Genomic DNA, 26,491 nt, shown 5'->3' with positions numbered 1-26,491 from the left:
TGCCTATTTTGCGCAGTGATAATGATATGACCCTCCTGCAATAGGAAAGCACAAACTTTGGGAGTTATGGCCCACAGCGCTATGCCAATCCTGCCGGAACCATTGCAAATTCCCTTCGCGGCTCCATCGATGACCGGCGCCGAGCATGCGGCCCCCTTGCTGCGATCTAACGCCAAATTCAACATATATGTCTCGATGCGATTTGCTGAGAGACAACGTGCCCACCTTAACCTGTTTAACCGGAAAAGGAGAAACTTTACCTGGTATTTCGGGGGTTGGCCCATAAATCAGCAGCGCATTTCTGGTACCTCTAATAAATTCCCCCATAGCTTTATCGACCCCCTTATTTGCAAATATTGCAGCAGACTTCCCTGCCAGCTCTGCAACCGCTACATCAAAATTTTCCATGGCATTCACAAAACCCTTTTGATTTTTTGCATCCTTCATGGAATTTTGCCACTCTGGGCCTTGGAAAACACTCCATACCTGTTGGTATGCATGTACCAACTGCAGCAAGGTCAGCGCATGGTCTAGCTTGTCCAAAATCCCGAGCGCTCTGGTACCTGCGGAAGTTACGCGCATCAAATGTCCAAAATTGGGCATCGCCATGGATATAAAAATGTTCCCACTCGGATCCACCGTATTCACCGGGTCCGCATTGCCATACAGGTACTTGTTCAAAGTCAGCGGATGCGACTCGCGCCGGGGTGCTCATCCATCGAGATAAAGCGACCAACTTGCGGATCGTAATCACGCGCACGGAGATGCAGCAGACCCGTCTGGCTGTCGGCATATTCGCCGGTGTAGCGGTGGCTGGTGGCAGCGGCATCGGCCGCATTGGCGGGCATGCCTTCAGTGGCGCCCAGCGCAATGCCGAATGCGTCGTAGCTGAAGACATGGCTGGTGGCAGCGGTTTGGGCCACACGCACGCTGCCCAGGCCATCGCTGAACAGCTGGGTTTGCGCGCCAGCCGAGGTGCTGGCGATCAGCTCACCTAAGCCATCGGGGGTGTGCACATGCACGGTATCGACCCAGGCGCCGCTGTTGACCTTGGTGCTCTCGACCAGGATCTCGCTGTAGCTTCGCTGGTGGTCGACCTTGTAGTGGGTCTCCGTGGTGGTGGCGCCCTCTTTGACCAGGCGCTTGATGCGGCGGCCGCTACTGTCATAACCGTACTCAACCGTTTTAGCGCCGGTGCTGACCTTGGCCAGGCGGTTGTCCACCGTCCAGGCATAGGTGGTGGTATCGGCGGGTGATGCCTTCTGCACCAGGTTGCCGCGCTCGTCCCACTGGTAAGTGGTGGTGCCGCTCAGGCTATCCACACTTTGCGTGAGGCGGTCATGGCTGTCGTACTGGTAGGTGGTGACCTGGCCGTTGTGGCTGACGCTGCGACGGCTGCGGTTGCCCACGGCGTCGTAGACGTAGTCGATGGTCGAATCAAACACCGCAGGTGCGGTTTGTGCTACGCGCTCTTGCAGCAGCTTGCCGGCGGCGTCGTACTGGTAGCGCACGGTGCGCTCCACCGTCTCTGCCGGGCTGCCTACCCCCACCATGCGCTCGGCCACCTGGGTGCGCTGGCCTGCGGCATTGAGGGTGTAGACAAAGCTGGCAATGTCTGCACCGTCTGCCTTTTTGTGCAGCACGGCTGTCAGCTGGTTGGCCAGGTTGTACTGGTAGTCGGTGGTGCTGCCATCGGCCCGCGTCACCTGCACGCGATTGCCGGCGTTGTCGTAGGCAAAACGGGTGGTGCTGCCATCGGGGTGGGTCAGGGTTTCAAGCTGGTTGAGCGTGTTGTAGCCGGCCTTGATGGTCTGGCCCGAGGTGCTGACCTGGGTGCGGTTGCTGTTGGCGTCCCAGGCGTAGTCCAAGGTCGCACTGAAGCTGGTGCCCAGGCTGCTGTGGCTCCAGACCTCGCGGGTGACGCGGTCGTTGCCGTCCAGGGTCAGGCCCAGGTTGCCATAGGCGGTATCGGTCTGGCTGTTCATGCGGCCAAAGCTGTCATAGCCTTGGCTCAGGCTGCGGCCATCGCTGCGCGTGACTTTGCTGAGCTTGCCGCCCACGTCATAGCTGTAGATGGTCTGGCTGCCGTCAAAGTCAGTACGGGTCACCAGGCGGCCTTCGCTGTCGTAGACCAGGCCTTCGCTCTTGCCGCCCGGCAGCGTGCGTGCCACGCGACGGCCAGCGCTGTCGTAGCCATAGCGGGTGGTGTGGCCGTTGGCATCGGTCTGGGTCAGCAGCTGGTTGCTGCCATTCCAGGTGTAGCCGGTCGCCTTGCCCAGTGGGTCGGTCACAGTCTTGAGACCGCCCAGCGGATCGTGGCCAAACTGGTAGGCATGGCCCAGCGGGTTGGTCTCGCTCAGCAGCACGCTATTGGCGTCATACGCAAACTGCGTCACCGCGCCATTGGCCAAGGTGGTGCTGGTACGCTTTTGGGTGTTGTTGTAGACGTGGACTGTCGCCCGGCCCAAGCCGTCGATGGTCTTGACGAGGTTGCCCGCCAGGTCGTACTCGCGCGTCACCGCAATGCCAGCGGCATTGGTCTGCTTGGTTTCACGGCCAGCCAGGTCGTATTCAAACGCCGTGCTGTTGCCGCGCGCATCCTGGCTGGAGCTGAGCTGGCCTGCTGCGTCGTACACGCTCTCGACGACAAAGCCCATTGGGTCGGTGACCTTGGTGGCGCGGTCCAGCGCATCGTAGGCTGTGCGCGTGCACAGGCTACCGATGCAGCTCTGGGTTTCGTTGCCGTTGTTGTCATAGGCCCAGCTCTCTACCCTGCCATCCGGGTAGGTGGTCTTGGACTTCTCACCACGCAGGCTGTACTCATGCGCTGTCTTGCGGCCCTGGCTGTCGGTCTCTTGCACCAGCTGGCCCGCCGCATCGTAGAGGTAGGTGCTGGTGTCGCCCACCGCATTGGTGCGGCTGGTGACATTGCCCTTGGTGTCGTAGCTGCTCTTTTCTACCACCGTGGTGGCAGGTTGGCCCGGCTGGGTGACGATGGCGCGCGTAGTGGAGATGACGTTGCCTGCGCTGTCGTAAGCGTAGGTGGTCACCGTACCGTCCGGAGCCGTCTCGGTCTGCTTGAGCGTGGTGCCATTAATCTTGGCATAGGTGTAGCGGGTGGCATTGCCGACCTTGTCGGTCATGCTGCTCAGGCTACCCGTCGGGCTGTAGCCCATGCCAAAGGCCTTGCCAGCAGCATCGGTGATGGCTGTTAGATCACCGCTGGCGTTGTAGCCATTGGTGGTGACGTTGCCTGCCGCATCGGTGATGGTGGTGACATTGCCTTGCGCATTGAAAGCCGTCTTGGTCACACGGCCGGCGGGATCGGTTTCGCTGGTGACATTGCCGAAGGCGTCGTAGCTGCGCGTGGTCTTGCGGCCCAACGCGTCGATCACCTCGATCTCGTTGTCATTGGCGTCATAGGCGTACTGGGTGGTGCCGCCTGCGGCATCCAGCACGCGGGTGATGTTGCCCCGGTCATCAAAGTCATACACGGTGGTGTTGCCGTTGCGGTCCTTGATGGTCTGCTTGTTTGCCGTGTTGTCGGTGCTCACCGTCACGGCCTTGCCGGCGGCATCGGTCTGGCTCAGCACGCGCCCGGCGTCATCGTACGTGGTCTTCAGCGCCAGCTGGCCCAGTGGATCGGTATAGCTGGTCAGGCCATGCGCCACCTTGGGGTTCTCGTAACGGAAGTCGGACGCCGCATTGCTCTGGTCGACCACCGAGATCAGGTTGTCGGCCGCATCGTAGCCATAGTTCAACACCTGGCCGCCGGGGCCGCTGATCTTGCTAATCTTTCCCTGCGCATCGCGGGTAAAGGCCAGCGCCCAGCCGCCAGAGTGGCTGATACCGCTGCGCGTGAACTGCAGGCTGTTGCCATTGCGGTCCTTGATCTGCTGAATGCCGAAGTCCTTGTTCAGGATGTATTCGATGCCATCCAGAGTGGTGAGCTTGTACTGGCTGGGGTTGAAGGTCTCGGTCGTGCCCATGTCGAACAGATCACCACCGGCCAGACGCAGATCGCTGTAGCCCAGCGCTTCGAGCTTGCTGCCGCTCTTGTTGCTGGCCTTGGCGCTGAATGCGAGGCTGACGCTGGGGTTGGACGCCCACTGCAGCACGCTCACGCACTCCGGACTGGCCCGCAGGTCGAACTGCTCAAGCCTGCCGTCCGGCATACGCACCGATGCCACGCGGGAGCCTTGGGGCCGCACGCAGATCTTGCGGTTGAAGCCCGAGCCCGTCTCCTGCATCACCCAGGAGCGGCCCAGTACGCCATTGGTCTGCAACCAGACGTCCTGGTAGTCCACCGACCAGCCGTAGCCAAAGTCCATGCGCTGCGCGCGTTTGAGCGAGTCATAACTGCGCCGCACAGTGAGCGGCAGGCCTTCGATCTCAAAAGCCATATCGGTAAAGGTCAGCTGCAGGGGCGCCGTCTTTTGCTCTCCGCTGATAGCCACCGTCACCTTGGCGCTGGTCTCATTGCCCGAGATATCGCGCACGACCAGGCCCAGGTCGTACAAGCCGTTGGCCAGGGTCTGGGGGTTGAGGTCGCCCAACTTGGCGGCCGTCACGCTGGCGCTGCCGCCGCCAATCTTGCTCCACTGGTTCTGGCCCGCTGGCGAGATCATCAGCAGGTACTCAGCCAGGTTGGCATCGGAGGCCGTGCCCATGATGGCCGTGGGCTCGAACACGTCCGTCACCGTGATGTCGTCCGAGCTGCCCGGCGCGGTGATGGCCGCCAACGGCGCCAGCACATCGCTGGGGTCCTTGACGCCGAACCAGTCGTCCACGGTCACGCTGCTGCCCTTGGCATCGCGCAAGGTGAGGCGCAGGTTGTGCTTGCCCATCGCCGTGGGCGTGAAGATGGCCTGGTAAGCGGCGTTTACCGTCACGGCACGGCCGTTCACGGTCAGACTGCTGACGGTGTAGGGCGCTGTTCCGCCCTGCGCAAACACCTGCAGGGTGGTCGATTCACCCAGGTTCAGGTATTTGGGCGATGGCGTCACGCCCGCCTCCAGCGGTCCGCCCGCTGCGGGCTCGGTCACGCGCAAGGTCCAGCTCTGGGTGACGGAGGCCTGGCCGTCCGACACCGTCACGGTGATCGCATGCGTGCCTTGCGAAGTCGGCGTGCCCGAGATCAGGCCTGTGGCCGACATGGTCAAGCTGGCCGGTGCGCCGCTCATTCGGTAGGTGAGGAAGTCACCATCCGGGTCTGTGGCCACCACCTGGTAGGCATAAGGCGCAGCAATGGCCGCAGTGGGCACGGGCGCGCTGGTGATGACCGGCTCGCGGTTGGCCGCAATCTGCAAGGTATAGCTTTGCACCACATAGGCGCCACGGCTGTCCTGCACCTTGATCTCTACCGCATGGCTGCCCAGCACCGGGCTGTTCCAGGTCAGCAGGCCGCTGGCCGATATGGCCATGCCCGCAGGGGCCTTGTCCAGCGCATATGTCAGCGGGTCGTTCTCCGGGTCGGTCGCCGTAACCTGGTATTGATAAGGCACGCCCGGGGCCCAGCGCAGCGCGGGCTTGCTGCTGATCTGGGGTGGGTTGTTGGTTGGCAGCTGCACGTAAACGCCAAAGCTTTGCGTGGCATAGGCCCCCTTGGCATCGGTGGCGCGCACGGCTACTGCATGGGTGCCGCCTTGCGCCAAGGTGGGCGTCCAGCTGATGGCGCCCGATGTGGCATGGATCGCCATGCCGGCGGGGGCTGAGACCAGCGTATAGCTGATGGCATCGCCATCCGGATCGGTCGCCCGCGCCGTGTAGGCGTAGGCCGAACCTGCGGTGGCCGAAGTCACCGGTGTGGAGCTGAATGCGGGTGCGCGGTTGGAGGCGCCTGAGACCGAGATGGCGTAGCCCTGGGTGGCGATGCCACCCTTGCCGTCCGTCACCTCCACCATCACAGGTGCCAGCCCAGCCACATTGGCAGGAGCGCTCCACTGGATGGCACCGGTGCTGCTGTCAATCAGCATGCCCTGCGGGAACTCCGTCAATGCATAGACCAAGGTATCACCATCGGCATCCACGGCCTTGAGCGCATAGGTATAGCTGGCGCCCGAGACAGCGCTGGTGCCAGGCTGCGTGGTCACCCGGGGTGGGCGGTTGCCGGGCTGGCCCACGCCAATGGCATAGGTCTGCGATGCGGTGCCGCCCTTGCCGTCGGTCACCTGCACGGTCAGCTGCGCCTGTCCGCTCGTGCCTGCCGGCACGGCCCAGGAGACCCGGCCCGTCTGCGCGTCCACGGTGATACCGGGCTCGCTGGTGGAGACGCTGTAGGTCAGCACATCCGCATCGGGATCGCTGGCCAGAATCTGGTACAGATAGGCCGCGCCGGCCGTGCCGGTGGCGACCGGGGTCGAATTGATCAGCGGCGGCCGGTTGGCGGTAACGCCCACGCCTATCGCATAGGCCTGGGTCACTTCGCCATCCCGGCCATCGGACACTTTAATCTCCACCATCTCGCTGCCGGCAAAGCCAGCGGGCACGGGCCACTCCAGCTTGCCGGTGGCAGAGATCGTCATGCCTGCCGGGCCGGTCAGCAGCTGGTAGCTGAGCGGGTCACCATCGCGGTCGGTGGCAACCACCTGGTATTCATACACCCCACCGGCAACGGCCGTCACCTTGGGGGTGGAGCTGATCACCGGCGGCTGGTTGCCGCTGGCGGGCAGCACTTCGAGCTGCCAGTTCTGCTGCGCGACATTGCCGGCGGTATCGGCCACCTCGATCAGCAGCGCATGCACGCCCACATCGGCCACGCTGGTGGCCCAGCTCAGCTGATTGCCAGCCCAAGCGGCTGCGGCAGGCCCGGAGGCGAGGCGGTAGCTGAGCGTCTCGCCCTCAGGGTCAGTAGCACTGACCGAGTAGCTATAGATGGCGCCAGCGCGCACCTGGCTAGGCGGGCGGCTGGTGATGGCGGGGGCGCCATTGCCATACACCGGCAGCTGGATTTCAAACGCCTGCTCGGTCTGGCCACCACGCTGGTCGTCCACTTGCACGCGCACAGCAAACTTGCCAGCGACGTTGCTGGCAAACTTCCAGGCGATCGCGCCCGTGCGCTCACTGATCGTCATGCCAGCAGGTGCCTGCAGCAGCTTCCAGACCAGGTTGTCACCATCGGCATCGCTGGCCGAGGCCGTGTAGCCGTAGGTGGCGGGGTAGGCCACATAGGTGACCGGTGTGGCGATAAACACCGGTGCCCGGTTGGGCGTTGCCGTGGTGCGAATGCTGAAGCTTTGCTTGCCCTGGTTGCCATCCGGATCAGTGGCTGCCAGGACGACCGCGGCCGTCCCCGCCACAGGCGATGGCCAGGTCACGGCGCCGCTGCTGGCGTTGATCACCAGGCCTGCAGGGCCACCGAGCACGCTGTAGACAATAGCGTCACCATCGCGGTCGCTGGCCAGCGCCTGGTAGGTATAGGGCTGGGCCACGGTGGCCGTCAACACCGGCAGGCTGGTGAATGCCGGGAACGCCTGCACGGACACCACCACGCGCTGCACATCACGGGCACCAAACTGGTCGGTGACCTGGATCACCAGCGGATAGGTGCCGGGCTCGGGGTTGGTCCAGTAAATGCCTCCAGAGGCATTGATGCTGATCCCCGCCGCCTGGCTGCCCAAGGTGTACTGCAACGGCCCTCTCTCGGGATCTGTGGCGGTGACCTGGTGGGAGAAACTCACACCCGCAGGTACCTTGGCAGGGAACTGGCTGGTGATCTGCGGCGGCAGGTTGCCATCCACCACATGGATGGAGAAGGCCTGGCTGGCCAGCAGCCCCTTGCCGTCGCTCACCTGCAGGTTCACGCGGAAATCCCCCATCAAGCCTGGCTGCCAGCTGATCTTGCCGGTGGCGGCATCCACGGTCATGCCCACGGGGGCATACATCAGCTGGTAGCTGAGCGGGTCGCCATCGGCATCGATGGCCGTGGCCTGGTACTCATACAGTTGGCGCACATCCCCAGCAAGCACCGGCTGGCTGGTAAAGATCGGCGGGCGGTTCACCGGGTCGCCCACACTCCAGTGCGCAGGCACATAGGTCGCTACCTCGCCAGAGCTGCACAGCGCATGGCCATCCACATCCAGCGCCCGGATGCTGTAGTAGTAGGTTTTTTGCGCCTGCACCGTGCGGTCCAGCCAGGTAGAGTGGCGCGACTGCGTGGTGCCCAAACGCACAAAAGGACCTTCCAGCTTGTCTGCGCGGTAGACCGCATAGCTGGCGGCGCCGGTATCGGCCCAGGTCAGCTGCACATTGCCAGGTTTGGCGCGCAGTTGCAGGTCATTGACGCAGGCGCCCTGCGGCGGAATGCTGACCGAGCCAAAGGCATCGACATAGACATAGCCGCCATGGCCGCCTTGGGAGCAATCGGCACCCACTACGCGGATCTGCAACTCGTTGCCCAGGCTGCTGTCGGGCACCTCCAGGTCCACATCGATAAAAGGGGTGGATAGCCATTTGCTGCCCTTGTAGACCGTGGTGTAGAACACGCGGCCGGGCTGGTTGGCAAAGGCAAAGTCGTAGTACAGCGTCTCGCCCTTGGTCAAATCCTTGATCTCGACAAAGAAGTAAGGCTGGTTTGTGGGATTGTGGCTGGGGTCCTCCAGCACGGCGGCATAGCTGAAGCGCACATGCAGCTTGCCGTCACCCGGGTCGCGGTCGGTTTCGGCAATCACACCCTTTTGGCTGATCTCGTTGATGTGTGCGCCGTTGTCGTCGTCGTTGACCTTGGCCGAAAAATTGCCCTGGCGCGGCAGTACCAGCTGCGGTGCGCGCGGGTCAAAGCGGCCATCCACCACGCTGACCTTCTCCACGCCGCCGCCATTGAAGCGCACATCGCCAACTTGAAAAGGCGGCGCGCCGGTCAAGCCCGGGTTCAGGCCAAAGCGCTTGGTCCAGCCCGTCACCGTTTGGCTTTCAAAATCGCCATTGACAAAGATGGCGTGCGAATCACCCCCCGCGCCCAGGCCCAGCACCAGCAGCAAGGCCAGCATCCAGCTGCGCCGGCTGCCCAGCCCTCCTTTGCGCTGCAGCCACCGTGCGCCCAGCAACAAGGTGCAGCCCGACAGCAAACTCAGCGCCAGCCAGCCCATGGTGGGAATGGATTTGAGGGCGCCCGCAGGTGCATTGACGGAGGCGGATGCGCTGTTGTTGGACAACACGGGATCGGGCAGCTCGGACGCGACTGAAGCGGTATTCACCAAGTGGCCACCGGCCTGCGCCATGGCGCCCGCCACATCGATGGTGATGGACGCGCCCACCGGCATCTCCGCCAGCACTTGGATATCGCCGCCTTGCCCTGACGCTGTGCCGCATACGGCACCACCGCGCGCACTGCAGGTCCAGCGCATGTCCTCCACGCCCGAGGGCATCAAATCTTGCAGCCGCGCTGCGCTGACCGCTGCCGGGCCATGGTTGACAGCCACCAGCTGGAAGGCCAGCTTGCCGCCGGGCAGCACTTTGGGTGTGCTGGTGGTTTTGAACACCGCCAAATCGGCCTGCGCAGCCCCTGCAGTGCTGACACTGACCTGCACCAAGCTGTCATTGTTGGCTGCATTCGTATCCACGGTATCGGCGTTCGTTGGCGCCACCGAGGCTCGGTGCGTCAGCACGCCATCTGCAGTCGCTTTACCGGTCACCGTCACCATTACCTGGTTGCCAGCGCCAGCGGGCACCTGGGCATCCACCCGCAGCTGGTGGCCCATGCCTGGGCTGGCATCGCAGGCAGCCAGGCCCTGGGCAGTACACACCCACTGCACATCGGCCAGCGAGGCTGGCACCGTACTGCTCAAGGTCACGCCCGAGCCAGCAGCCAGGCCGGCATTGCTGACCACCAGGCGGTATTGCACCAACTCACCCACCTTGTATTGGGTACTGGCCACCGTCTGCGTGACGGCGTAATCCACTTGCGCACGGTTATCCGGTGCCGCGCCTTTGAATAGATAGAACTGCGCAAAATGCTTGCGCAGCGATGCCAGGTCATTTTGCGTAGCCCCGGCATTGTCCTGGTCACCCACAACCAACCAGACGCTGAGCTCCTGTCCGGGAGCCAATTGCCCGGGTATGGCGGACAGGGCGATCGCCATATCCTCGCCAGCAGCCGGTGCCTGGGTGCTATTGAGCAGATCACCGACCGCAGCGCGTGACAGCAAGGAGCCGGTCCAATAGCCCATCTCTCCCGCTTCCCATCGATCCGCAGCAATATGGCCAGCAGGTGCGGTCAGCGTCGGGGCCAACACCGATTCGTTGAAAAAGGTGTTATCGGCAGCATCCTGGTCAATATCCACAAAGCCGGTGATGCGCACATCGTCAAGCGGCGATAAGGTGCTATTGCGAAGTAACCACTTCCACTGCACGCCACTTGCACCAAAGCTGGATTTCTCGGCATTGATAAGCGTCAAGCCGTTTTTAAGCGGTGCTTGGGCTTGCGCAGGGACTTGTCGTATTTCCTCAGCTGAAACGCCATCGCTGAAGAAAAGACTTACCCGCTCCAAAGTCATATTGGCAGTCTGTGCGGCAGCAGATGCGGACCACAGCCATAAAGTCATCAAAAATATGCTTACCCAAACTATCTTTTGTTGCAGCTCTTGTCTTTGCGGCTGCGATACCTTCTGACCTGTCATACCCCGCCCGTCATCCAATTATAGAAATGGGCGCCATTCTCTCTTGAAACCTTTGTTTCTCTCTATCACTGTTTTCAAAAAGAACTATATTTACTTATGGTTTCTAAACTTATAGATTACTTACGGTGTGACTTCCGTCAATCTATTTGCCGAACCTATAAATAGAAAACTGCATTTTAAGGTAGGTTGTTTTTTCGTAAACGTCAGATTTAAAACCCGCATTAACTGCTTCTTCCCCTGCCATTCGCTGCGCAGGCCTGGCTCCAGCCGGAGCGATTCCGCGCAAATTCCCCACTTTCAGGGATAGCATTTTTCGCCCACTCGCATACCATCGCGGGGTCCGCCCGCGCGTTTTTTGGTTATCCATGCTTGAACCTTCGTTGCTTGTTGAAGATGCTCTTTTGCCTGTCCCCGTCCTGGTCGTGGAGGACGAGCCGCTTCTGCAGCAACGCTTGCGCCAGGTGCTGCACCAGCTTGGCTATGAGGACGAGGCGCTGATCTTTGCCGGCACGCTGGCAGAGGCGCGGGCCGTGTTCGCCGAGGGGCCGGTGGGCCTGGCCTTGGTGGATTTGCGCCTGCCCGATGGCAATGGCCAGTCGCTGATCGAAGAGCTGCGGGCCGAGGATCCGGGGCTGGGCATTCTGGTGGTGTCGGCCTGGAGTTCCGAAGACTTGATCCTGAGCGCGTTGCGCGCCGGGGCCACCGGCTATGTACTCAAGCAGCGCGACGATTTCGAGGTGATGCTGTCCATCCGCAGCGTGCTGCGCGGGGGCGCGCCCATCGACCCTTTTATTGCCCGGCGCATTTTGCAGCTGCTGCCACTGCGCGCGCCCAAGCCGGCCGGCCACGCAGCGCCCGCTGCCAGCGGCGGCGAGCCCGATGTGGGCCTCACGCCCCGGGAGGCCGAGATCTTGCGCCTGGTGGCCGATGGCATGAGCAACCGTGAGATTGCCAACGAAGTGCATCTGTCCCGCCATACGGTGGAGAGCCATGTCAAGCGCATTTACCGCAAGCTGGCCGTCTCCTCGCGCATGATGGCGGTGCGCGAGGCGCGTGCCCGGGGAATGATTGAGTGAGCCCGCGCGCTCACCCCCTGCCCCGCCTGTTGCAAGCCGGGGCGTACCTGCTGGCGCTGCTGCTGGTACTGCTGTTTGTGCTGCTGGCTGGACCTGCGATGGCCCAAACCGCGCCAGCCAGCACTCTCCAGGCTGGTAGCTGCAAGGCGCAGATCCTGCACGTGGATGCGGCACGCGCCAGCGCGCTCAACCCGCAGCTGCCCGCCCCTAGCGAGGGCTGGGAGCCGGTCACGCTGCCCGATCTCTGGACCCAGCGCTGGCCTGCGCACGATGGCGCGGTCTGGTACCGCATTGCCTGGCAGCGCAGCTGCGCCAGCCCACAGCCGGGGCTCGATACCGAGTCCACAGCGCCCCCCGAGCCCATCGCACTGGGCATTGATGGCATCAGTGTGGCCGGCGCGGTGTATGTGAACCATGACCTGCTCTGGAGTGATGCCTCCCTGGTCGAGCCGCTGTCGCGCAGCTGGAATGTGCCGCGCTGGTGGCTGCTGCCCGAATCGCTGCTGCAGCCCGGGGTCAACACCATCTGGGTATATGCGGTAGGCCACCGCGCCTTGAGCCCGGGCCTGGGCCAGCTGCGCCTGGGATCGCCGCAAGAGGTGGCCCAGGTGCAGGCGGGCAAACAATGGCGCCAGCGCACGGTCTACTTTGTCAATGCCGTGCTGTGTGCGATGGCCGGGGTGCTGTTCTTCAGCATCTGGTTGCTGCAGCGCAAAGCCCGCACCTATGGCTGGTTTGCACTGATGGCCTTGTGCTGGATGCTGTATTTGAGCACCTACCTCGCGGGCAGCCAGTGGCCCTGGCCCGATTCACTCACCCGCGCCCGCTTCAGCCTGGTGGCGCTGCTGGGCTATGTGCTGAGCGTATGCATCTTCACCTTCCGCTTTGGCGCGCAAAAGCTGCCCTGGGTAGAGCGCTTTTTGTGGCTGCTGGCCTTTGTCGGTGCAGCGGTCACCTGCCTGGTGCCGGCCGAGCATGCGCGCCAGGGCTTTAGCCTGGTGTGGCAGGGCGCGACGGCGGTGTTCCTGGTCAATGGGCTGCAGTTCCAAGTCCATGCCTGGTTTCCGCGCAAACGGCCGCGCAATCTGGCGCATATCCTGCTTGCCTGCATCTGGCTGCTGTTGACTCTGGTGGCGCTGAACAACCTCTACTCGGTGCTGGACCGCTGGCAGGTGGCGCGCGACTGGGCAGCGCTCAGCGGCGTGCTGGTGATTGGCCTGCTGATGCTGCTCTTGGGCGGCCAGCTGGTGCGGCAGATGCATGAGGTACGGCGCTTTAACCGCGAGCTCAAGGTCGGGGTGGAATCGGCACGCAGCGAGCTGGCCCAGGCGCTGCAGCGCGAGCATGTGCAGGCGCTGGAGAACGCCAAGCTGCAAGAGCGCATGGCCCTGGCCCATGACCTGCACGACGGCCTGGGCGGTGCCCTGGTACGCAGCATGGCGCTGGTCGAGCAGGCGGACGAGACCATCAGCAGCGCGCGCGTGCTGTCCTTGCTCAAAAGCATGCGCGATGACCTCAACCAGCTGATCGACTACGGTTCCAGCGCCGGCGCATCGGTGCCCGACACCCCCGTGCAATGGGCCGCGCCCCTGCGCCACCGCATCACCCGCATCTTGGATGAGATTGGTGTGCAGACCCACTGGAGCATTGCTGCGCAGTGGCAGGGCAGCGTCGAAGAAGGCAAGCGCCCCAATGCGCTGCAATGCCTGCTGCTGACCCGGCTGGTGGAGGAGGCGCTGTCCAACGTCATCAAGCACAGCCATGCCAGCAAGGTGCGGGTGGAGTATTCGCAACCCCGGCCCAACCAGCTGCTGGTGCGGGTTGAGGACGATGGCGTGGGCTTTGATGTGCAGGCTGTGCAGCGCGCCGGCCAATCGGTGGGCATGCGCAGCATGGCTGCCCGCGCCGAACGCCTGGGCGCCAGCTTCAGCGTGCAATCGAGCCCGGCCGGCACGATGGTGACGGCGGTGCTGCAGCTGGGGGCGGGGCTGCCTCATGCCGCCACCACCGTCACTGGCAAGCGCTGAATGCTGCGGCAATCACCAATACGCAGGGTTTCAGGGTGTCAGCACCCCGTCTGGCATCACACTTAAAGCTCGAACGCCCTGCACAGGTCGTCCATTATGTCTCTGCGCCGTCGGATCTTGGGGCTGTATGTTGTCCTGTTGCAGGCATTCGGTGCCCACCCAGCCGTTACCAACACCAGGGACCTGAGGTGTGCAAGACGACACTGGCTTCCACGGGGTGCGGCGCACATCACAGGTCAAATCGTAGCCAGGCGTGACAGTGGTGCGGCAGGCGCCCGGTCCGCCTTGCTCCCGCTTGCTCCAGCGGTTCTGAGGTTCGGTGCATTCAACCATGTAGTTGCCTTCTAACCCCGCATGGCAGGCGCTGGGGGCAACAGTGCTGCTCAAGGGGCTGCCACGGCCTTCGCAATAAAGGTTCATCCGCCCGGGTTGGTCATCGCCCTTCCCAGGCTCGCAAAAGGCGACCATTTCTGAGTCCGAACGCTGCGCACACGCGGTATAGATGCCACTGAGCGCATCCCATACCGGTGCGCTGGTAATGGGACAGCTGTTGTCCGTTTCTCCATCGGCGCCGTTGACTGCCACGGACGCACAGTTGGCATCCTGGTCCACATCCGTGGGGGCGCTTTGGGTGGCTATGCACCGTTGGCGATACTGCATTTTATGTATGTAAGTCCAGCTCAGGCGCTGCTGGTACAGTTTTTTGGTGACGGTGTGGGTGCCTTGAACATACCAGTACTGGCTCGCTAGCGCCAAGGCCTCCCCATCCAAGACCAACTTCTGGCGGGTGTTACCACTTCTGCTGGTCGCATGAATGGCCGCAAGGCTAGCGGCAGCACTATCTTGAGCATGCGGCGAAATAGGACCGGCGGTCGCCACGTTGGGGCATAAACCCGCCGCCATTGCCCCCACAACGGCTAATACACACCGCTTCACCGCTAAGCGCAGAGCCACAAAAGTTCTGAATCCTTGCGGATTCAGCCAACGCAGCTTTGAATAGGTGTAGGCACCGGCCAGCGTGGTCTGTAGTCTGCACAAGGTGCCACAGCCCTCACACAAGTACAGAGAGGTTGCTTTTGGTCGTAGGGGTCTGGATTGCATCATCCACGCATGATTAATAAATACTATCTTAAATTACATTTTTATAGATTATCTATTAGAGCAAATCATAGATGACCTCTTACCCATCAAGCAAAAACAAGTCCATCTGCCGCTACTTTCGGGGTTCTAAAATGCTGAAAATTTAAGCAAATTAACATCAATTAACAATGATCAGAAAAGCGAATTTGATACCAGTTTTTTATAATTTGAGAGCCTTAACAGATATTTGATTGCTCGTAAGGTCGACCCTAGCCCAGGGTATGCGTCAGGCAGAGGGACGGGAAAGCATTCACACCGGCGGTCGAGTGTGCATCTTCCAAACCAAAAACTGCCGCAAACGCGCACATTGAATAAAGTCAGACCCGCTCCAGATCCCAACCTGTGTGCGTGATCCACTGGCGCCAAACGGGTGCGTAACGCCATGGAGAAGCGTCAAGATGGAGGACGCTCCGCACCATGGACAGCAATAGTCCGTCGTGGTCGTAAACGCCGTCTGTCATGCTGCAGGGACAAACGGCGATCCACTATGGCTGCGGATTGCCTAACCCGCCTGCAAGGCCTTGAGCAAGGTAGCCGCGTTGGTCTCGACCATGTCGACGTAGGTGCTGGCAGGGCCGCCGTCGGGCGACAGTGCATCGGAGTAGAGGCGCCCACCTATGGCAGCGCCGGTCTCGCGAGCGAGTTGCTCCAGCAAGCGCGGGTCGGAGATGTTCTCCAGGAAGATGGCGCCAATGCGCTCTTCGCGTACCTGTTTGACGAGGGCCGCCAGATCACGGGCAGAAGGCTCGGACTCGGTCGACAGGCCCCGCACCGGCACAAAGCGCAGACCGTAGGCCTGGGCAAAATAGCCAAAGGCATCGTGGGTGCTGACGACACTGCGCCGTTCGGCCGGCAGCGCGGCAAAGCGCTGGCGGAGGCTGGCATCCAGCGCCGTCAGGCGGGCGATGTACTGCGTGGCCTGCTTGTCGTACTGCGCCGCGTTGGCCGGGTCTGCTTTGGCCAGGCCTTTGGCGATATTGCGCACATAGACGATGGCGTTTTTCACATCCTGCCAGGCATGGGGGTCGTTGGGGCCATGGTGGTGGCCGTGCCTATGGTCATGGTCGTGGTCGTGGTCATGCCCTTCCTTGCCAGCGCCGTGGTCGTGCCCGTGGTCATGGCCTTGGCCTTTGGGCAAGCTGCGTACCGCAATGCCCTGCGATGCGACGATCTCCTGGCCTTGAAAGCCGGACGCTTTTTTCAAGCGCGGCAACCAGCCCTCAAAATCCAGGCCATTGGCCACCAGCACCTTGGCCTGCTGCAGCTGGCGCGCCTGCTGCGGGGTGGGCTCAAACACATGGGCATCGCCATCGGGACCGACCAGCGCAGAGACGCTGACCCGATCACCGCCGACCTGGCGCGTCAAGTCCTGCAAGATCGAAAAGCTGGCCACCACGGGCAGCGGCTGGCCCGCAGCCCAGACGGAGCCGACAGGCAAAGCGCTGGTCAGTGCCAGCCCCAGCAGCGCACGGCGGTTCAAGTAGAAATTGCTCATTCGGATACTCCCATTGGTTCAGACACAGAATCGTTGGCCGGCCGCTGGCGTTGCGCCCGCACGCTGCCCAGCCGCCCCAGGCAGAGCGACAGCAGGTACAGGCAGCCGAGGCTCAAGGTGATGGCGGCCGACGCCGCAATGCCCGCGTGGTAGGACAGCAGCAGGCCCAGCAGGCTGCCGGCCATCGCGATAGCGGTGGACAGCGCCATCTGCAAGCCCACGCCGCGCAGCCAAAAGCGCGCACTGGCGGCGGGCAGCACCACCAGGGCCACCGCCATCAAAGTGCCCAGCGAATGGAAGCCCCCGACCAGGTTGAGCACAAGCAGCAGCATGAACAGTGCATGGCTGATGCTGCCCATGGGCCCCTGCAGGCGCAAAAAGCCGGGGTCCAGGCATTCCATCAGCAAGGGCCGGTACACCAGCGCCAGGCCCAGCATCGACAGGCTGGCGATGGTGGCGGTCAGGTACAAGGTGGGGTCATCCAGCGCCAGCACCGAGCCAAACAGCACATGCAGCAGATCCACATTGGAGCCGCGCAGCGAGATCAGCAGCACGCCCAGCGCGAGCGAGATCAGGTAGAAGCCGGCAAAGCTCGCGTCCTCGCGCAAGGCGGTGTAGCGGGTCACCACGCCCGAGAGCATGGCCACGATCAGGCCGGCCGCCAGCCCGCCGATCGTCATCGCCGGCAAGGACAGGCCAAACAGCAAATAGCCCAGGGCCGCGCCCGGCAAGATGGCATGCGACATCGCATCCCCCACCAGGCTCATGCGGCGCAGCAGCAAGATGGTGCCCAAGGGCGCGGCGCCAGCGCTCAAAGCCAGGCAACCCGCAAACGCGCGGCGCATAAAGCCGTAGTCCACAAAGGGCTGCCACAACAGCTCGGCGATCATGCGCGCCTCCTGGCACCCGCGCGCGCAGCCAGGCTCGGCAGCACATCGGCGCTTGCCCCCCAGGCCAGCTGCGTGCCCGCCAGCGCCAAGGCCTGCGGAAAAAATGCCTCCACCATCTCGCGGTCATGCAGCACGGCCAGCACGGTGCGGCCCCGCGTATGCCACTGCTGCAACAGCTGCAGCAGCACATCGATGGAGGGCTCGTCGACGCCAGTGAAGGGCTCGTCCAGCAGGATCACCGGCGGGTTCTGCACCCACAGCCGGGCAAAGCGCATGCGCTGGAACTGCCCGCCCGAGAGTTCGGCAATCCAGCGCGGCTGCCAGCCCTGCAGGCCCACTGTCGCCAATGCCATGCTGATCTGCGCGCGTTGCGCATCGCTGACGGCCCCCAGCGCACCCGTCTGCGCCCACAGGCCCATGCTGACAAAGTCCTCCACGCTGATGGGAAAGTCGCGCTCTACCTCGCAGGCCTGCGCCAGGTAGCCCAGCGCAGCGCGCGGATAGCGGCAGCGCAGCGACCCCTGCATCGGCGCAAGCTGCCCCAGCAGGCCCTTGAGCAACGTGGATTTGCCGCCCCCATTGGGGCCGACGATGGCCGTCATCGAGCCGGCCGCAAACTGCCCACTGACCCCGCGCAACGCCAGCTTGCCGCCATAGCCCAGGCCCAGGTTGGAGAGTTCGAAATCATTGCCATGCACGGCCGCCGCTGCCAGGCCGGAAACGGACTGCATCATGGCTGCTGCACCGCCCATAGCACCACGCCCCAGAGCAGCACGCTCAGGCCCAGCGCCAGCAGGCAGCGCGAAAGCGCAGACGCCTGCAAGGCACTGCGGCGCCTGGTTGTTTGTATTGATCCCATAGCTCGCCCATTCGCAGGCGCCCTGCCGACCAGTCAAACTGGCAGCATCGACGATTCACCTGCAGCATTTTCAAAATGTGATGTTATAACATCAAATGAAAATACCAACGCAAAAAGCGCAGCCCAGCTTGGCGGTGGCTGCCATGCACTAAAGCAGAAGAATCGTGTGTTGTGAGGAGAGAAGGGAGCTGGCCCAGGCGCTTAGAACCTGTTCAAAGTCTCCTCGCGCCGCGACAGTGTCTTTGCGGGATGGGATGCTAGGGGGCGCCCAGCCGCGCAACACCGCAGCAATAGCCCAGCTATTGCGAGGATTTGCAACAACGCAGACCGCCCCTGCCCGGGCGGCCCTAGCCGGGCGGCCCTAGCCGGGCGCCCCTTCCCGGGCAGCGCAAAGCCACTGTCCCGAAGGGTTGGAGTGAAATCGGGCGATTTCTGCGCGCTGGCCCTGGCTTGCACCCCGGTGCAAGCTGCGTTCCATCCCTTCGAACTCATCCCGATTGCACTCCAACGCGGCTGCGTAGAGACTTTGAACAGGTTCTTAGGCCGCCGGTGCCGCAGCGCAGCGGCTGCAGATGCCATGCATCTCGACATGGGTGCTGCTGGGCCGGAAGCCGTTGGCCTTCGACCAGGTCTTGAGGCGCCGCTCTACCGCAGGCTCCAGAAACTCATCGACCTGGCCGCAGGTATCGCAGATGGCGAACACCACCAGGCCATGGTCATGGCCTTCGGCATGCGTATGGGCGCAGACCACAAAGGAGTTGAGGCTCTCCACCCGGTGCACCAGGCCGTACTCGATCAGCTTGTCCAGCGCGCGGTACACCTGCTGGGGCGCACGCAGGCCCTCATCACGCAGCTGGTCGAGCAAGGCATAGGCACTGGCCGGATTGGCCTCGCGCGCAAGCGCTTGCAGCACCAGGGCTTGGTGCTTGGTCAACTCGGGCTGGGGCGTTTTGGCGGCTGTGGACATGGTGACAACAAAGGCAGAGGCCCGAGTTTAGCCGGTCTGCTGTGCGGGCGCCGCCAGCGGGGACACCGCAGCAGCGCCCTCCTGCTTTTGCTCCTGCGCCGCCTGCACAAACCAGCGCTGCACCGCCTGCCAATGCGCGTCGCCATAGAGGCGCCTGAAGCGCTGTGTTTCTTCCAGCCCCGGATTGCGCCATACCGCCAGGCGTTGCGCGATGAAGTCGGCGCTCAAGGGGATGCCGCATTCGACGGTGATGCAGTGCCGCCACTGCGCGTAGGTTCTGGGAATCATCGCTGTCCTTCTTCAATCTTCACAGCCACCAAGCCAGGTTCTCGGTAAACAGTTGAGAAAGCTGATTTTCATTTGTTATGTTATAACATACCACACTGCAGTTGAACCATAGCCAAGACCTGGCCTGGACATGCACCACGCCACCCAGACCAGCGCCAACCCGCATTCCACGATGACCTCCACCACACGCTCCTACCCGCTGGCCAACACCGCCCAACCCAAGCTCCCCGTCACCGTACTCTCGGGATTCCTGGGCGCCGGCAAAACCACCTTGCTCAACCACATCCTGAACAACCGCGAAGGCCGCCGCGTGGCGGTCATCGTCAATGACATGTCCGAGGTCAATATCGACGCGGCCTTGGTGCGCCAGGGCGGGGCGGAGCTGTCGCGCACCGATGAGAAGCTGGTGGAGATGAGCAATGGCTGCATCTGCTGCACCTTGCGCGAGGATTTGCTGCTGGAAGTCAGCCGCCTGGCCAGCGAAGGCCGCTTTGACCAGCTGGTGATCGAATCCACCGGCATCTCCGAGCCCCTGCCCGTAGCAGAGACCTTTACCTTTGCCGGCGAGGACGGCCGCAGCCTGGGCGATGTCGCGCAGCTGGACACCATGGTCACGGTGGTCGATGCCTTCAATTTTCTGCGCGACTACAGCTCGCGCGACCACCTGCGGGCACGCGGCCAATCGCTGGGCGATGAGGACCAGCGCACCGTCGTGGACCTGCTGGTCGAGCAGATCGAGTTCTGCGATGTGATCGTGCTCAACAAGTCGGACTTGGTATCCAACGAAGAGCGCGAACAGCTGATGGGCATCTTGCGCGGTTTGAACCGCCGCGCCCGCATCGAGCTGGCCGCGTTTGGCCAGGTGCCCCTGCACAAGGTGCTGCTAACGGGTCTGTTCGATTTTGAGCAGGCCTCCCAGGCCCCTGGCTGGCTGCAGGAGCTGCGTGGCAGCCACCAGCCCGAAACGGAGGCCTACGGCATTGGCAGCTTTGTCTACCGCGCGCGCCGCCCTTTCCACCCCGAGCGCTTTTTTGCGCTGATCAACCAGGAATGGCCGGGGGTCGTGCGCTCCAAAGGCTTCTTCTGGCTGGCCAGCCACCCCACGTTGGCAGGCCAGTGGTCACAAGCCGGAGCGGTGGCCCGCCACAGCGCCGCCGGCTACTGGTGGGCCGCCGTGCCACAAGAGCGCTGGCCGCAGGACGAAGAGGCCCTGGCCCTGATTCGCGCCGCCTGGGACGAGCGCGTGGGCGATGCGCGCCAGGAGCTGGTGCTGATCGGTATCGACATGGACGAGGCGGCGTTGCGCACGCAGCTGGACAGTTGCCTGCTCAGTGATGCGGAGATGGCGCAGGGGCCTGGGGTGTGGACGGGGTGGCGGCATTCGTTTGTGGATTGGCCTTGAGGGGCCGGCAGCGCCTCTGCCTTTGCCCCGCTGTTGCAAGCGCTGCAGATTTCGTCAGCTTCAAGCAAAGGAAAATTAGGTGGGCGCACTCACACCAGTTTCTGATATACAGCGATGGTTTCACTGGCACAGCGGTCCCATGAGAGCTGTGCCGCTCGTGCGAGCCCTTTGGCCCGCGCATCGGCCTGCCATGCCTCGTCGCTCAAACAGTGCTCCAGACCGTGGCGGATGTCATCTACATCTCGAGGGTTGACCAAATAAGCGGCACCACCAGCTACTTCGGGCATACAGGATGTGTTGGAGGTGAGCACAGGTGTGCCACTGGCCATCGCTTCCACGATGGGCAGACCAAAGCCTTCGTAGAGGGACGGATAGGCCATCAAACGCGCTCCCGCATAAAGGGCAGGTAGCAGGCGCTGATCAACAAAAGACATATATCGAAGCCATCCTTGCTCTTGCGCTTTAGCCATTCGAGCGTGAACGGACTCGGAGTTCCAGCCTTGGCCTCCGGCTACCACCAACGGACATGCGCGCCGCATTTCTTCTGGCAGCAACGCATAGGCTTGCACCAATCGATCCAGGTTCTTGCGCGGCTCCACCGTACCTACGAATAGGCTGTAGGCCCCACACTGCAAGCCGAGCTCTGTCATCGCCGGTGCTAGCATTTCATGGGTATGCGGCCGATACACGTCGCTTGCTGCCAAGTGCACTGCTGTGACGCGATCTGCTGGCACCTGGTGGCGGCTGATCAACTCTTTGCGAACAGCTTCCGATACCGTGATGACGTGGTCTGCCCGACGGAGAGACTCGGGCAGCATGGAGGACATCAACAGCGCGCGAGCAGCAGGGTGAAATTCTGGAGACTGTTCGTGCGAAAGATCATGAACGGTAACGATCTTGATCGCTTGACTAGGCAAAACGAAAAAGTTGGGCGCATGGAAAATTGTTTTGCTGTCCAGCTTTCGCAGTGCCCATTGAAAGTACATGGGTGCTAGCGCGGTGTAAGCCGATGCAGCCAAGCGATTGTTGGCCAAACGTGCACGCAAGTCCCATGCCTGACGCCGGGCAGACCCCTGTGACGTCATGCACTGCGTAAGAGGATCTGCGATCCAGCGCCCCAACGAAAAATACCTCACGCGACTAATGCGCTCATCGCTTTCCAACCGCGATGCTAACTCGTAGGCATAACGGCCAATACCAGTGAGCGGGTAGTGAAGATTGTCAGCACCAAAAACCAGATCCAGCTTCATCACTGCTTTCGGATGGGCTTACAGGGTGCACCGGCATAGACACCGGGACTGGCAATGCTTCTGATAACAACGGATCCAGCTCCCACCATCGTATGGTCGCCAATAGTGATCCGATCAATGACTGTGGCTCCAGCACCTAGCATCGAAAAATTTCCAATTCTAGAGCTGCCAGCGAGCGTCGCATTGACCGACACATGTGCAAAGTCGCCTACGTAGGTATCGTGCTCCACCACAGCAGCCGTATTGACGATTGCACCTCGTCCCACACAGGCGCCAGGCCCAATATGGGCGTGGTGCCCAACAAAGCTACCTATGGCAACTTTTGCATTGAACGCAATGGTGCTCCGAGGTGATAACAACGAGATCACTTGAAAGCCCAACTGCGTCAACTCATCGAGCTGCATTTGGCGTTTGGATCCATCTCCCGACGCGGCGATTGCCTCTGACCAATCTCCTTGCAAATCTCCAAATGTAGGCACCACGGGGTGCCCAGTGAATGTTTCATGGGGTCGGGCTTGTGCGTCAACAAACGCCAGGTGGGTATAGCCACAGCACAGCGCTACATCCGCCACACTTCGCGCATGGCCCCCAAATCCATATACAAGAAGTTTGCGGTCACTCATGGTTGAGAGATGCGATCCAAAATAGCGACGTGCTCATTGACGACATCTGTCCAAGTCCTGCGGGAAAGCTGCTCAAAGGCCTTGTTCTGCACTTCCAGGAGTTCCTCCCGATGCTGGAGCCCCCATTCAATGCGGTTTGCACAGTCCTGCCAGCTGTAGGGATCAAACAGGGTCACTTGCTGCAAATCCGGGTCAGTCAATACCTCTTCTGTCACGGGTATACGTGCCATCACCACCGGAGTGCCTACAGACAATGCCTCCGTAAAGGTAAATGGGCAACCACCTTCGGCAAAAGACGGATTCACCGCCAAATCCGCCAATTGATAGCATGCAGCCAATTCGCTGGTGGATAGTCCATGCAAAAACAGCACGTCGTTTTGCAGGCGATGGCGGGTCACAAATTCTTTGACGTCAGCGGCCTCCCCATTACCTGTCAGAAACAATTTATGAGAAATATGCTTTTCCCTGAGTAAATGCACATAAGCTCGAAGCAACGTCAGGACATTTTTATTAGGTCTAAATTGGCTCGCATAGAAAATATAATCTACTTTGGAATTTTGAAAGCTGCCAGTGTACTTCTGATTTACGCTGCGGCGGATTGCTGATAAAAGTAGGTTCTGACAATATTTCAGCGAAAGTCCTGGATTAGGTGGACGCGTCGAGTTGAACCCATCCATGCGATTGGGGGCATGGTGAATAACGGAAACCTTGTTAGGATTGATCCCATAGTGATCAACGAGAGTACTCCACTTAATTTCATTACTATAGGTAACCAAGTGATCCGCGCGATAAATTGATTCATTTACACGTTCAACAATGAGCTTCAATCGGTCACCATGGCTTGAAAAGCCGACAGGAAAGTCCGTTGGCCATACATCAGGAATACAAATCAGACGCGGTTTGTCGATATCATGAAAGGAAGGCCAAAATGCAACAGGGCAATACCATGCACGTACATCACTCAACTGCCCAATTATATTTTGCATTCGATCCAGTTCAGCCCGATGCATCTCATCAAAAAGATGCATTGCAAGCCCATTTGCAGAAGTGGGCACAAGAACAGAAATAATGCGATGGTATATTTTAGACCGAGATATCTTTTTAAGAAAATACGTGACTACAGCAGCAACTGTGACCACAGGCACTATAAATAGACCAAGAATTATAGCAATCAGCCCCTTAAGACCTGTCGAGGCAAGAAAAATCAATAAAGCAGATAAAGAGTGCACCTGTACCGCTTGAGAAGCGATATTACCCCAAAAGCCCAAACTCAAAGCTCGGGCCTTTTGAACAAAATTAAGGAGCCATCTGCCTCGTCTATTTTTCTTACGCCTATGCAGTCTCTCGAAAAATTTGAGTGCGTATGGTTCGCCTTGAGGGGTACAAATAGTAAAAAGATCTGCAGAAATTCTTTCACTCTCAAATAACTCTGCCAGCGCCTCTCTACTCCAACTGGGACACACAATGGTAAAGCTCAGGTCTTCCCTCTCCCCAGCACCTTTGAGGAACATGGCCAGGTATCGACCTAGCCCTTCCTTTTTGAGATCCACCATAGGTGGATATGCAATATAGATACCGTATTCTTTCACAGACATTTTCTGACCTCTTGCCAGTACCGCTGCGCATGAACAGATATGTCATTGGATTCAAATACCTCTGCCTTTGGCAGCGATGATCGCAGTGACTCAAAATTCTTTTCCATCTGCATGAGCATTCCAGCCATATTCCGCGCAGAGCTTCCATCCATGAACTGAAGATTCAGTGAATACCATTGATTCATCTCACGCATTGCGGGATAGTCTGTTGACAATGAAGGAACACCCAACTGGGCAGCCTCAATGACACTGATCGTCCCGTTATCAATGCGCGCAGGATGCATAAGAAATGCAGCCGATTTCAATTGAGCACGGTATTCGTGATCTGGCAGGTCGCCAAGCCAACGAACCCGTGAACTCAGCAGAGGAGATTGCCGGAGCAATGGTATTATTGGCTTTAGGTGCGGGAGTTTCCCCTCCGGAATGGCATCCGAACCGACGCCGGTCACCTTGCAAAGCAGCACTCCTCCATATTCTTCATAATAAATTCTTAACGCCCTCATTACCTCGATGTGATTTTTATGGGGCGCTGCATTTGTTGTCCAGATGAAATAAGGCTCAACGACCTCATTCATGCTAACCTGCCATTTTGAAAATTGAGGGATCAGCATGGGTAGTTGCGCCAAACGTCGAGGATCAACCCCTGCATATTGCAAAGCATCATTCTTCGTAAACTGTGTAGTTACTAAGACTCTATCGGCTGAGCGAGCAGTTTGGATAAATTGGAGGTCTGCTGACCGAGCGATCACATCTTCGTAGCGCTGCAAGTAATCGTAAATCATCGCTACAACGGGGCGTAGGGGCAGTAGCGGTGCTCCAACTCGGTCACTGACAACTAACCAAAGATCGCAGTCCATGAACTGACGCATTCCATCATCAGGTACTACGTGAGAAGAAGCACTAAACCAGCCTTCATGTCCTGCAAAATGCATCGCACGGCAAGCCTCCTTACTTGAAAGTTGATGCCAGCGGAAGGGCCTCAGCGCAATATCCTTCCCTAGATCAACAAAATCATCTTCTCCGTATAGATTAGACTCTTCTCTATAGGCAAATACAACTTCTACCGCTTCGCCACATTGCCGACTACCTATATGGATTGCTTGCGCTAGCATCAACGCTCCACGCAAAGTACCACCCCGATATGCCTCGGGGAGGATCACGGCAATACGCTTTGGCCGAGAAGGACGTTTACTTTCTATCTGTGACAATATCTGAAGGTCACCCTCCAACTGCTGAACTCCGGCTTTCCAAGTTGAACTCAATAACTCTGCATCAACGCTTTTGAGTAGAACTTGCTGAGAGTTGCGAATTGTTTCTACAAGACCCTTATCACCCTTCATCAGACGTCGAATAATTCGACGAGCATCCTTCAACGATGTTGCTCGACCTGGCAAATCTCTTCCACCCAGCCGATCAAGCATTCCCCCAGCCATGAAGACCAAAGGCATACCGGCCAAAACAGCTTCAAAAGGATGATGATGAATATGATTAGGCTCCTGAGAATGATAAAACATCACCCGGTTTTGATTAATATGGGAATGTCTATCTTTCTCAGTTACCTCAATTAACACACGTGAATCATTAACAGGTATTAGCTGCTCACCTCCAACAACAAAATCGAAATCCGAGAAGCTCTCTTTAAAATTCTCAAAGACCTTTTTATAATAATCACTAGTTTCAATTTGAGGGCATATGAAGTATATTCTCTCTTCGCTACCTTGCCATTTATCAGAAGCTTGAGTCATCACCCCCAACGGCATATTTAATCGCCGATTAGACAGATAGCGCTCTTCCATATCTATCAAATGAGGGAAGGATTCTGAAAAATAAAAACGAGAGTATATTTTTCGAATATGATGCTCAAGCTTATATTTAAAAATTATCTCGCTATATGTGTGTGAATTTTTCAGACCATAGGCTCTGCAGACAACCAAGCCTTTGAAGTACTTAGCAATCTCCTTTAAAAGCACCCCATCATGGAAAATGCAGAATACGACGTTAAAATATTGATTTGCTATAGCCCAGGCTTCTGGTGTTGCTCCAGAATACCAGTCACAACTATTTAGAACCTCAAGCTCAGCTGGCGGTATTTCAAGGCCAATATCTTCTTCGTAACTAACACTGTTGCTTTGAAAAGATAATTCATTCGGCACTATTTTAGGAAGATAGAACTGTGACACACCACACCGCTTAAGCATGGGAATTTCGAATTCCCTTGCCAAAGTGTGATTGAGCATCCACATAACACGTAAAGTCATGACAG

General features: G+C 59.8%; 15 protein-coding genes. 3 read left to right on the top strand and 12 right to left on the bottom strand.

All coding sequences use genetic code 11. From position 1 onward, the window contains the following. Positions 1–3 precede the first annotated feature (3 nt). Positions 4–681, bottom strand: a complete 678-nt coding sequence (locus tag DCO45_RS22630; RefSeq protein WP_133248105.1) for a hypothetical protein — start codon at positions 679–681, stop codon at positions 4–6. Positions 682–683: 2 nt separating this feature from the next. Beyond that, positions 684–10,394: a putative Ig domain-containing protein gene (locus tag DCO45_RS08535; RefSeq protein ID WP_165841156.1), complete on the bottom strand. Its 9,711-nt coding sequence runs from the start codon at positions 10,392–10,394 to the stop codon at positions 684–686. Positions 10,395–10,981: 587 nt separating this feature from the next. Here DCO45_RS08535 and DCO45_RS08530 point away from each other — a divergent pair. After that, a complete protein-coding gene (locus tag DCO45_RS08530; RefSeq protein WP_116925438.1) occupies positions 10,982–11,692 on the top strand; it encodes a response regulator transcription factor in 711 nt (236 codons plus the stop codon). After that, positions 11,689–13,719 carry an ATP-binding protein gene (locus DCO45_RS08525; RefSeq protein WP_243419292.1) on the top strand — a complete coding sequence of 677 codons (2,031 nt, stop codon included), beginning with the start codon at positions 11,689–11,691 and terminating at the stop codon, positions 13,717–13,719. Before DCO45_RS08530 ends, DCO45_RS08525 begins: the two co-directional genes overlap by 4 nt. Positions 13,720–13,749: 30 nt before the next feature. On the opposite strand, the gene DCO45_RS22625 is transcribed toward DCO45_RS08525, so the two are convergent. The 6 genes from DCO45_RS22625 to DCO45_RS08495 form a co-directional block, all read right to left on the bottom strand. After that, on the bottom strand, positions 13,750–14,757 hold the full coding sequence (locus tag DCO45_RS22625; RefSeq protein ID WP_133248104.1) for a hypothetical protein: 1,008 nt from the start codon (positions 14,755–14,757) through the stop codon (positions 13,750–13,752). Positions 14,758–15,361: 604 nt separating this feature from the next. Then, entirely contained in the window at positions 15,362–16,354 is a 993-nt protein-coding gene (locus DCO45_RS08515) for a metal ABC transporter substrate-binding protein (RefSeq protein ID WP_116925436.1), read from the bottom strand. Continuing rightward, entirely contained in the window at positions 16,351–17,244 is an 894-nt protein-coding gene (locus tag DCO45_RS08510) for a metal ABC transporter permease (RefSeq protein WP_116925435.1), read from the bottom strand. The genes DCO45_RS08515 and DCO45_RS08510 overlap by 4 nt, the downstream gene beginning before the upstream one ends. Continuing rightward, complete coding sequence (locus DCO45_RS08505; protein ID WP_116925525.1) at positions 17,241–17,975, bottom strand: ABC transporter ATP-binding protein; 735 nt, start codon at positions 17,973–17,975, stop codon at positions 17,241–17,243. The genes DCO45_RS08510 and DCO45_RS08505 overlap by 4 nt, the downstream gene beginning before the upstream one ends. 666 nt (positions 17,976–18,641) lie before the next feature. Continuing rightward, entirely contained in the window at positions 18,642–19,070 is a 429-nt protein-coding gene (locus tag DCO45_RS08500) for a Fur family transcriptional regulator (protein ID WP_021026186.1), read from the bottom strand. 27 nt (positions 19,071–19,097) lie between these two features. Next, on the bottom strand, positions 19,098–19,358 hold the full coding sequence (locus DCO45_RS08495; protein ID WP_116925434.1) for a hypothetical protein: 261 nt from the start codon (positions 19,356–19,358) through the stop codon (positions 19,098–19,100). Positions 19,359–19,530: 172 nt separating this feature from the next. Here DCO45_RS08495 and zigA point away from each other — a divergent pair, with 172 nt between their 5' ends. Next, positions 19,531–20,760, top strand: a complete 1,230-nt coding sequence (zigA, locus tag DCO45_RS08490) for a zinc metallochaperone GTPase ZigA (protein WP_116925524.1) — start codon at positions 19,531–19,533, stop codon at positions 20,758–20,760. Positions 20,761–20,849: 89 nt separating this feature from the next. Here zigA and DCO45_RS08485 read toward each other — a convergent pair whose 3' ends face one another. From DCO45_RS08485 to DCO45_RS22620, 4 genes are read right to left on the bottom strand one after another with little or no spacing between them, the layout of a single operon-like run. Continuing rightward, positions 20,850–22,010, bottom strand: coding sequence for a glycosyltransferase family 1 protein (locus DCO45_RS08485; RefSeq protein WP_116925433.1), 1,161 nt, complete (start codon positions 22,008–22,010; stop codon positions 20,850–20,852). After that, positions 22,010–22,633: a NeuD/PglB/VioB family sugar acetyltransferase gene (locus tag DCO45_RS08480; protein WP_116925432.1), complete on the bottom strand. Its 624-nt coding sequence runs from the start codon at positions 22,631–22,633 to the stop codon at positions 22,010–22,012. Before DCO45_RS08480 ends, DCO45_RS08485 begins: the two co-directional genes overlap by 1 nt. Further along, a complete protein-coding gene (locus DCO45_RS08475; RefSeq protein WP_116925431.1) occupies positions 22,630–24,228 on the bottom strand; it encodes a glycosyltransferase in 1,599 nt (532 codons plus the stop codon). Before DCO45_RS08475 ends, DCO45_RS08480 begins: the two co-directional genes overlap by 4 nt. Then, complete coding sequence (locus DCO45_RS22620; protein ID WP_133248103.1) at positions 24,219–26,486, bottom strand: glycosytransferase; 2,268 nt, start codon at positions 26,484–26,486, stop codon at positions 24,219–24,221. The genes DCO45_RS08475 and DCO45_RS22620 overlap by 10 nt, the downstream gene beginning before the upstream one ends. Positions 26,487–26,491: the final 5 nt, after the last annotated feature.

It is taken from the genome of Comamonas sp. JNW, assembly GCF_003105075.1.
GTDB classification, from domain to species: Bacteria; Pseudomonadota; Gammaproteobacteria; order Burkholderiales; family Burkholderiaceae_C; genus Comamonas; species Comamonas squillarum.
Note: the sequence above shows the minus strand (reverse complement) of the source record. Positions and strands in the feature narration are given on the sequence as shown.